7 protein-coding genes are annotated in these 9,948 nt (G+C 61.9%); 6 read left to right on the top strand and 1 reads right to left on the bottom strand.

Going from position 1 to position 9,948, the window contains the following annotated elements; translation table 11 throughout:
• Positions 1-1,099: 1,099 nt before the first annotated feature.
• Positions 1,100-1,885, bottom strand: coding sequence for a helix-turn-helix transcriptional regulator (locus AB1462_RS30405; RefSeq protein ID WP_090404349.1), 786 nt, complete (start codon positions 1,883-1,885; stop codon positions 1,100-1,102).
• 199 nt (positions 1,886-2,084) lie between these two features.
• Here AB1462_RS30405 and AB1462_RS30400 point away from each other — a divergent pair, with 199 nt between their 5' ends.
• The 6 genes from AB1462_RS30400 to AB1462_RS30375 all read left to right on the top strand — a co-directional run bounded on the left by AB1462_RS30400 (position 2,085) and on the right by AB1462_RS30375 (position 9,946).
• Positions 2,085-3,449 (top strand): APC family permease, encoded by a 1,365-nt coding sequence (locus AB1462_RS30400; protein WP_367248836.1) that lies wholly within the window; start codon positions 2,085-2,087, stop codon positions 3,447-3,449.
• A 9-nt stretch (positions 3,450-3,458) separates the two neighbouring features.
• Complete coding sequence (locus tag AB1462_RS30395) at positions 3,459-4,562, top strand: P1 family peptidase (RefSeq protein ID WP_367248835.1); 1,104 nt, start codon at positions 3,459-3,461, stop codon at positions 4,560-4,562.
• Between the two features lie 366 nt (positions 4,563-4,928).
• Positions 4,929-6,362, top strand: a complete 1,434-nt coding sequence (locus tag AB1462_RS30390) for a serralysin family metalloprotease (RefSeq protein WP_090404340.1) — start codon at positions 4,929-4,931, stop codon at positions 6,360-6,362.
• 49 nt (positions 6,363-6,411) lie between these two features.
• Positions 6,412-6,780, top strand: coding sequence for an AprI/Inh family metalloprotease inhibitor (locus AB1462_RS30385; protein ID WP_090404337.1), 369 nt, complete (start codon positions 6,412-6,414; stop codon positions 6,778-6,780).
• A gap of 104 nt (positions 6,781-6,884) precedes the next feature.
• Complete coding sequence (locus tag AB1462_RS30380) at positions 6,885-8,636, top strand: type I secretion system permease/ATPase (RefSeq protein ID WP_090404334.1); 1,752 nt, start codon at positions 6,885-6,887, stop codon at positions 8,634-8,636.
• Positions 8,633-9,946 carry an HlyD family type I secretion periplasmic adaptor subunit gene (locus AB1462_RS30375; protein ID WP_367248832.1) on the top strand — a complete coding sequence of 438 codons (1,314 nt, stop codon included), beginning with the start codon at positions 8,633-8,635 and terminating at the stop codon, positions 9,944-9,946. Before AB1462_RS30380 ends, AB1462_RS30375 begins: the two co-directional genes overlap by 4 nt.
• Positions 9,947-9,948: the final 2 nt, after the last annotated feature.

The following is a 9,948-nucleotide window of genomic DNA, read 5'->3' as shown; positions in this document are numbered from 1 at the left end:
GCGGCGATTCACCGTGATGCTGGGTGTTTGTGAGGGCCTCACGCAGCCTCGCCAGGGCTCGACAGCTGCTACGCGCCATCTCACGCTCCCGTAGCAGCTGCCGAGCGCAAGCGAGGCTGCGTTGGGCGCACCGCCGACATCACTGACCATCCACGTTCTCGTGGCGATTCATCGTGATGCTGGGTGTTTGTGAGGGCCTCACGCAGCCTCGCCAGGGCTCGACAGCTGCTACGCGCCATCTCACGCTCCCGTAGCAGCTGCCGAGCGCAAGCAAGGCTGCGTTGGGCGCACCGCCCACATCACTGACCATCCACATTCTCGCGGCGATTCATCGTGATGCTGGGTGTTTGTGAGGACCTCACGCAGCCTCGCCAGGGCTCGACTGCTGCTACGCGCCCTCTCACGCTCCCGTAGCAGCTGCCGAGCGCAAGCGAGGCTGCGTTGGGCGCACCGCCGACATCACTGACCATCCACATTCTCGCGGCGATTCATCGTGATGCTGGGTGTTTGTGAGGGCCTCACGCAGCCTCGCCAGGGCTCGACAGCTGCTACGCGCCATCTCACGCTCCCGTAGCAGCTGCCGAGCGCAAGCAAGGCTGCGTTGGGCGCACCGCCCACATCACTGACCATCCACATTCTCGCGGCGATTCACCGTGATGCTGGGTGTTTGTGAGGGCCTCACGCAGCCTCGCCAGGGCTCGACAGCTGCTACGCGCCATCTCACGCTCCCGTAGCAGCTGCCGAGCGCAAGCGAGGCTGCGTTGGGCGCACCGCCGACATCACTGACCATCCACGTTCTCGTGGCGATTCATCGTGATGCTGGGTGTTTGTGAGGGCCTCACGCAGCCTCGCCAGGGCTCGACAGCTGCTACGCGCCATCTCACGCTCCCGTAGCAGCTGCCGAGCGCAAGCAAGGCTGCGTTGGGCGCACCGCCCACATCACTGACCATCCACGTTCTCGCGGCGATTCACCGTGATGCTGGGTGTTTGTGAGGGCCTCACGCAGCCTCGCCAGGGCTCGACAGCTGCTACGCGCCATCTCACGCTCCCGTAGCAGCTGCCGAGCGCAAGCGAGGCTGCGTTGGGCACACCGCCGATGTCAGGGGTTTTCCAGGTCATGCCCCAACGACTGGATAAACAACGAAAACAGTTCCGGCTGTGACGAGATGTCCAGCTTCGCGTACAGATGCCGACGGTGCACCTTCACCGTGTCCGGCGAGATATGCAGGCGCTCGGCCATGGCTTTGGAAGAGAACCCGCGCAGTACCAGGCGGGCGATTTCCAGTTCGCGCTCCGAGAGTACGCCGCAACCGAATTGGCTCAACGCATCCCGGATCTGGCTGTCCATGGCCGGCGCGCGCTGGGTGCTTTGTTGCCAATGCTGCTGCATCAACGGCAGCACCCAGGCCGCCAGGGTCGTCATCATTCCGGTCTCCTCGACGCTGAAACGCCGCTGCATGCCCAGTGACAGCGACAACGTCCCCGCGCCCGGCAATTGCAGGATCAACTGCAGCTCGTCTTCCAGCACGTTGTCGTGGAAGTAGCTGAGGAAATACTCGCTCTGGCGAAAATGGTCCGGCGCCACTTCCTCGAGCCGGTACACGCCACTGGCATAACCTTCGCGACAGGCCTGGAAGAACGGATCGAGCAAATACAGGCCATTGAGGTAGGCCAGCATCGACGCCGGTTTACTGCTCGGCTGGGCGTCGTACTCTTCCAGGGCCTGGGGCGGGCCCTCCACGGGATAGAAGATCGCCAGCGCGTTATCGAAGGGCAGGCACTGGTGCAACAACAGCACCAATTGCTTCCAGAATCGCTCGGTGCCGATTTGTGACAGGGTTCGCCCCAACCCGGCATGCATGCCGATTTCCCTGAACAGGCTCATGTCACTGGCTCCCACCCTCAAAAGATCGGCCAAGGGTTCGGTTTTTGCCGGGTGGCGTCAAGGGGAGTACGCCAATAGGGGAATTGGCTGACAGGCGTCAGGTCGATAACGTCGTCACTATTCAACGGGAAACATATCCCGAAAAAACATCATTTTTCGTTTCTGCCTCACACCAAGAACAACGACAGAGGATAACGATATGAGCACTTCCCCCACGCCCGACGGCGTGCTGAAACCCACCCTGAGCGTCTTCGATGTAGTGGCCATCACCGTTTCAGCGGTGACCCCCGCCAGTTCCGTCTTCGTGATCGCGCCCTTTGCCATCCAACAGGCCGGCAGCGGCGTGTTCCTGGCGTTCGTGATGGCAGGGCTGCTCGCGCTGATGTTCGCGTTTTGCTACGCCGAACTGGGCCGCGCCCATAACAGCGCCGGTGGCGAGTATGTGTATGCCAAACGGGTGTTCGGCGGCATGGCTGGCTACGCGACGTTCCTGACCGTGCTGGTGATGCTGCTGTTTATCCCGCCGGTCTTGGCCACGGGGGCCGCCACCTATCTCAACAACGCCTTGGGGACGACATTCGATTCGCAAACCGTCGCCCTGGTGATCGTGGTGTGCAGCTACGCCTTGGGCATCCTCAATATCAAGCTCAACGCCTGGATCACCGGGACCTGCCTGCTGCTGGAAGTCGCGGCGCTGCTGGTGATCGTGTGTATCGGCTTCGGTAACCCGGTGCAGCCGGCCAGCGTGCTGTTTCAACCCCAGATCGTCGAAAACGGTATGTTGCACCTGGCGCCCTGGGCCCTGGTGATCGGCGCGGTGGGCATTGGCCTGTTTTCCTACAACGGTTACGGCCCAGCCGTGTTGCTGGCCGAAGACATGAAGTGCGCTGGCAAGGGCGTGCACAAGGCGGTGCTGTGGTCCCTGGGCCTGGTGGTGGTGATCGAGTTGGTGCCGATCACAGCGTTGCTGATCGGCGCGCCGTCACTGAGTGCGATGATCAGCAGCCCGGACCCCATCGGCTACCTGCTCACCAGCCATGGCAATGAAACCCTGTCGCGCCTGGTCAGTGCAGGGATCTTCCTGTCGGTATTCAATGCGATTGTCGCCATCGTGATCCAGATCGGCCGCGTGGTGTTCAGCAGCGGGCGCGATGCGCTGTGGACGCCGACCATCAACAAACTGTTCACCCGCATCCACCCGCGCTGGGACTCGCCATGGCTGGCGACGCTGTTCCTGGCGATCCCGTCGGCGGCGCTGAGCTTCAGCTCCAACCTGGCCGACCTCACCTCGTTCAGCGTATTGCTGATCATATTGGTGTACCTGGTGGTGGCGTTGAGCGCATTGATGAGCCGCGTGCTGCTGCGCGACCGCGAGCATCCCTATCGCATGCCGCTGTGGCCGTTACCGGCGCTGCTGGCGGTACTGGGCGCGGGTTACTTGCTGGTGACGTTGCTCTACGCGGCGTCAGTGCGCGACATCATGATCATCATCGGCCTGCTGGCGATGTCGGTGATTCTGTATTGCATCAGCGGCCGGTCGAGTCCGGTTTTTCAGAAATTGTAAGGAGTGGTTATGCGTGCACGTCAATTGGGCATCACGTTGGGGTTGGGTACACCCGGCGAGTTGAATGCCATCACCGACGTTCCGGGGGTTCGGGTCGGTCACAGTACGCTCAAGACGCGTATCGATGACAAGCAGGTGCGCACCGGTGTCAGCGTGGTCCAGCCGCGTGCCGGGGAGGCGCGGCAGCAGCCGTGCTTTGCCGGGTATCACGTGCTTAACGGCAACGGCGACGCCACCGGCCTGGAATGGATCAGCGAGGCGGGTCTGTTGACTACGCCGCTGGCCATCACCAACACCCACAGCATCGGCGTCGTGCGCGACACCCTGATCGCCCTGGAGCGCGAGCGTCTGGCGGACCCGGCGGTGTACTGGTGCATGCCGGTGGTGATGGAAACCTACGACGGCCTGCTAAACGACATCTGGGGCCAGCACGTCAAGCCTGAGCATGTGCGCCAAGCGCTGGAAAGCGCTGAAAGCGGCCCCGTGCAAGAAGGTGCCGTGGGCGGTGGTACGGGAATGATCTGCCATGAATTCAAGGGCGGTATCGGCAGCGCCTCGCGCCGCTTGCCGGCCGAGCAGGGCGGTTGGACCGTCGGCGTGCTGGTGCAGGCCAACCATGGCAAGCGCCAGGAACTGCGCGTCGACGGTTACCCGGTGGGCCGTCGCTTGATGGACATCCCATCGCCCTTTGCCGAACGGGGCACGCCGGGCATGGGTTCGATCGTGGTGATCATCGCCACTGACGCGCCTTTGCTGCCACACCAATGCCAGCGCCTGGCACAGCGCGCGTCTATCGGTATCGCACGCACTGGCGGCGGCACCGAAGACTCCAGTGGCGACCTGTTCCTGGCCTTCGCCACCGGCAACCAGGATCTGCCCCCAGCAGACTACGCGCGCAAAGGCCTGCCGTTGAGCAGCGCCTTGCAGATGGTGAATAACGATCATATTTCCCCGCTGTTCAGCGCTGCAGCGGAGGCGGTGGAGGAGGCGATCATCAACGCGATCCTGGCAGGCGAAGACATGCTGACCGACGACGGCGTACAGGTGCCGGGCTTGAAAGGCGAAACGTTGTTACAGGCATTGCACAACACGGGTTGGCGCGTGTCCCGATAATAGGGTGCAGCGCCGATATATTCATATAAATAGTGGCTGTTTAATGTTGCGAATGACACCATGACAATATTGTGGATCCAATTATCAAGTGTGCCGCTCAACTTGAGCGGCATTAACGCTATTTAATATTTAAATAAGTGCCCAGTGTCTTTTGTCGGACAAAGGCAACGCCACCCAACAAATACGGAGCCAAACTTGTGAGCGCTGTTTATTGGTCAGTTCTCATGCTGGAAAAGATGTAGACGAAAGATTTCAAGTTGTGTCAGTTTCGTGACGCCTTCAAAAGAGGCGAGTGATAGGACGATCTCGCCCACGGGATTCCTATCGACCCAAGACTGATGCATTTGCAAACAAGGAAGTACGTTTATGTCAAAAGTAAAAGACCAGGCTATCGTGTCGGCGGCGCAAGCCAGCACCGCTTACTCGCAAATCGATAGCTTCAGCCATCTGTATGACCGTGGCGGCAACCTCACGATCAATGGCAAACCCTCCTACACCGTTGACCAGGCAGCCACCCAGCTGCTGCGCGACGGCGCCGCGTACCGGGACTTTGACGGCAACGGCAAGATCGACCTGACCTACACCTTCCTGACCTCGGCCTCCTCGAGCACCATGAACAAACATGGCATCTCGGGCTTCAGCCAGTTCAACGCCCAGCAGAAAGCACAGGCCGCCCTGGCCATGCAATCCTGGTCGGACGTGGCCAATGTCACCTTCACCGAGAAAGCCACCGGCGGTGACGGCCACATGACATTCGGCAACTACAGCAGCGGCCAGGACGGCGCGGCTGCCTTCGCCTACCTGCCCGGCACCGGTGCAGGCTACGATGGCACCTCGTGGTACCTGACCAACAACAGCTACACGCCGAACAAGACCCCGGACCTGAACAACTACGGCCGGCAGACCCTGACCCACGAAATCGGCCACACCCTGGGCCTCGCCCACCCTGGCGACTACAACGCTGGCGAAGGCGCCCCGACCTACAACGACGCGACCTATGGACAGGACACGCGCGGCTACAGCCTCATGAGCTACTGGAGCGAGAGCAACACCCACCAGAACTTCAGTAAAGGCGGGGTCGAAGCCTACGCGTCCGGCCCGCTGATCGACGACATCGCCGCGATCCAGAAGCTCTACGGCGCCAACTACAACACCCGTGCCGGCGATACCACCTACGGGTTCAACTCCAACACCGGGCGTGATTTCCTCAGCGCCACGTCCAACGCCGACAAACTGGTGTTCTCGGTCTGGGACGGTGGCGGCAATGACACCCTGGACTTCTCCGGTTTTACCCAGAACCAGAAGATTAACCTCAATGAGGCCTCGTTCTCCGACGTTGGCGGCCTGGTGGGCAACGTCTCCATCGCCAAGGGCGTGACCGTCGAGAACGCGTTCGGTGGTGCGGGCAACGACCTGATCATCGGCAACAACGCAGCCAACGTCATCAAGGGCGGGGCCGGCAACGACCTCATCTACGGCGCTGGCGGCGCGGACCAACTGTGGGGTGGCGCGGGCAACGACACGTTTGTGTTCGGTGCCAGTTCCGACTCCAAGCCTGGGGTGGCGGACAAGATCTTTGACTTCACCTCGGGCTCCGACAAGATCGACCTCAGCGGCATCACCAAAGGTGCCGGCCTGACCTTCGTCAATGCCTTCACCGGGCATGCCGGCGATGCGGTGTTGTCCTACGCGGCAGGTACCAACCTGGGCACTCTGGCAGTCGACTTTTCCGGGCACGGTGTGGCGGATTTCCTCGTCACCACCGTAGGCCAGGCAGCGGCCAGCGACATCGTGGCATGATGCACGGGCGCGGCGCTTTGGCGCCGCGCCTCCAGGATGGGGCGTACAGATGCAGCGTTTTTACAATGTGATCGCCTGCGTGTTGCAGGTGATGTTCGTGTCGGCAGGAGCCCACGCAATGGCGAGCAGTCTTGTTTTACCCACCAGCGCCCAATTGGCCGGGCATTGGCAGTTGCACCAGCAGGATCAGGTGTGTGCACTGGACCTGCTCGAGCAGGCCAATGCCCTGGGCGGCGATGTGACCTGTGTGGCGCAATGGCTGGGGGACAAGCCCCTGACGTGGTCGCCAACCCCGGACGGTATCTGGCTGTTCAATGCCGAAGGCAGTGGGATCACCCATTTGAATCGTCAGAAAGAAGGTGAATACCAAGGCCGTACACCGTCGGGTGCGGTAGTGGTATTGCAACGAGCACCTTAGTTGTCCGTTATAAGGCGATAACTCGATTTTATTAGTTGGCCGCCCCTGATCAGGGGGCAGGGGCAACTATTGCGCGTAGTTGGGTTCAAGGAAGAGCAAAAGATATGGTCAAACCCCATACCGTGGCGCCTTTATTCAAGGCGCTGGGTGAGTACAAGAGCATCTTGATCAGCGTGGGTTGTTTTACCGCCTTGATCAACCTGCTGATGCTGGTGCCGTCGATTTACATGCTGCAAGTGTATGACCGCGTGCTCTCCTCGCAGAATGAAACCACCCTGGTGATGTTGACCCTGATGGTCGTGGGCTTCTTTGCGTTTATTGGCCTGCTGGAAGTCATCCGCAGTTTTATCGTGATCCGCATCGGCAGCCAGTTGGAGCGGCGTTTCAACTTGCGCGTTTACAAGGCCGCGTTCGAACGCAACCTGCAACGCGGCCAGGGGCATGCCGGGCAATCCCTGGGTGACTTGACCCATATCCGCCAATTCATCACCGGGCCGGCGCTGTTCGCGTTCTTCGATGCGCCGTGGTTTCCCATCTACCTGTTTGTGATTTTTCTCTTCAACGTCTGGCTCGGGGTGTTGGCCACCGCCGGCGCGCTGCTGTTGATCGGCCTTGCGTGCCTCAACGAATACCTGACGAAGAAGCCATTGGGCGAGGCCAGTGGTTTCTCGCAGCAATCGACGCAGCTGGCCACCAGCCATTTGCACAACGCCGAAACCATCCAGGCCATGGGCATGCTTGGCGCGCTACGCAAACGCTGGTTTGCCGTGCATTCGCAGTTCCTGGGTTTGCAGAACAAAGCCAGCGATACCGGCTCGGTGATCACCTCCCTGAGCAAATCCTTGCGCCTGTGCCTGCAATCCCTGGTGCTGGGCCTGGGTGCGCTGTTGGTGATCAAGGGCGATATGACCGCCGGGATGATGATCGCGGGCTCGATCCTGATGGGCCGCGTACTCAGCCCCATCGACCAGTTGATTGCGGTCTGGAAGCAATGGAGTTCGGCCAAGCTGGCCTATCAGCGGCTGGACGAATTGCTGCGCGAGTTCCCCCCGGAAGTCGAGCAGATGAAATTGCCGGCACCCAAGGGCGAGGTCAGCTTCGAACAGGTCAGTGCCGGCCCGCCCGGGCGGCGCCTGCCTACCCTGCATCAGGTCAGCTTCAACCTCGGCGCCGGCGAAGTGCTGGGCGTGCTCGGGGCCTCGGGCTCCGGCAAATCCACCCTGGCCCGTGTGTTGGTGGGCGTATGGCCGACCCTGGCCGGCACCGTGCGCCTGGATGGCGCGGACATCCATCGTTGGGACCGCGACGACCTCGGCCCGCACATCGGCTATCTGCCCCAGGACATCGAACTGTTCAGCGGCAGCATCGCCGACAACATCGCGCGCTTTCGCGAGGCCGACCCCGAGCGTGTGGTGCAGGCTGCGCAACAAGCCGGCGTGCATGAACTGATCCTGCGTTTGCCCCACGGTTATGACACGGTCCTGGGCGACAACGGTGGCGGCCTGTCCGGTGGCCAGAAACAACGGGTGGCCCTGGCGCGTGCGCTGTACGGCGGGCCGCGGTTGATCGTACTGGACGAGCCCAACTCCAACCTCGACACCGTCGGCGAGGCCGCGCTGGCCAGCGCCATTGTGCAGATGAAAGCGCAGGGCAGCAGTGTGGTGCTGGTGACCCATCGTTCTTCGGCCTTGGCCCAGGCCGATAAGTTGCTGGTGCTCAACGAAGGGCGTTTGCAGGCATTCGGGCCAAGCCAGGACGTGCTGCGGGCGTTGTCCGGCCAGCAGGAAGCACCGAAGGATAAACCCGGTGTGAGTTTCAGCCGTCAGTATCAAGCCGGAAGGAATCCAGGCGCATGAGCAGTATCACTGTTGAACCACGCTTCAAAGAGCGCGACGCCTGGTTCTTCGCGCGCATGGGCTGGCTGCTGACCGTGGTCGGTGCCGGTGGCTTTTTCCTCTGGGCCAGCCTGGCGCCCCTGGACCAGGGCATTCCGGTGCAGGGCACGGTGGTGGTGTCGGGCAAACGCAAGGCGGTGCAAACCTTCAGCCCCGGCGTGGTCAGTCGGATTCTGGTGAAGGAGGGTGAGCTGGTGAAGCAAGGCCAGCCGTTGTTCCGTCTCGACCAGACCCAGCACCAGGCCGACGTGCAGTCCCTGCAGGCTCAGTACCGCATGGCCTGGGCCAGCGTCGCGCGTTGGCAGAGCGAGCGCGACAATCAATCCGCCATCACCTTTCCCGCCGAGCTGAGCAGCAGCCCCGATCCGGCATCGGCGTTGGTCCTGGAAGGCCAGCGCCAATTGTTCAGCAGCCGTCGCGAAGCCTTTGCCCGTGAGCAGGCAGGCATCCGCGCGAATATCGAGGGCGCGACCGCGCAGCTCAACGGCATGCGCCGCGCCCGCAGCGACCTGACCGCCCAGGCCCAGTCCCTGCGTGACCAACTGAACAACCTGCAACCCCTGGCCGACAACGGTTATATCCCGCGCAACCGCCTGATGGAGTACCAACGCCAGCTGTCCCAGGTGCAACAGGATCTGGCGCAGAACACCGGCGAAAGCGGCCGGGTGGAGCAGGGCATCCTCGAATCGCGCCTGAAATTGCAGCAGCACAGCGAGGAATATCAGAAGGAAGTACGCAGCCAATTGGCCGACGCGCAATTGCGCAGCCTGACCCTGGAACAGCAACTCACATCGGCTGGCTTTGACTTGCAACACAGCGAGATCAACGCGCCGGCCGACGGCATCGCCGTCAACCTCAGCGTGCACACCGAGGGCGCCGTGGTGCGTGCCGGTGAAACCCTGCTGGAAATCGTGCCCCAGGGCACGCGCCTGGAAGTCGAGGGGCATTTGCCGGTGCACCTGGTGGACAAGGTCGGCACGCACCTGCCGGTCGATATTCTGTTCACCGCCTTCAACCAGAGCCGCACCCCGCGCGTGCCGGGGGAGGTCAGTCTGATTTCCGCCGACCAGATGCTCGATGAAAAAACCGGCGCGCCGTATTACGTGCTGCGCACCACCGTCAGCGAGGCGGCGCTGGAGAAACTCCACGGCCTGGTGATCAAGCCGGGCATGCCCGCCGAGATGTTCGTGCGCACCGGCGAGCGTTCGCTGCTCAATTACCTGTTCAAGCCGCTGCTCGACCGCGCCGGCTCCGCGTTGACCGAGGAATGAGC

The sequence above is a fragment of the Pseudomonas sp. SB113 genome, assembly GCF_040754745.1.
GTDB classification, from domain to species: domain Bacteria; phylum Pseudomonadota; class Gammaproteobacteria; order Pseudomonadales; family Pseudomonadaceae; genus Aquipseudomonas; species Aquipseudomonas grimontii.
Note: the sequence above shows the minus strand (reverse complement) of the source record. Positions and strands in the feature narration are given on the sequence as shown.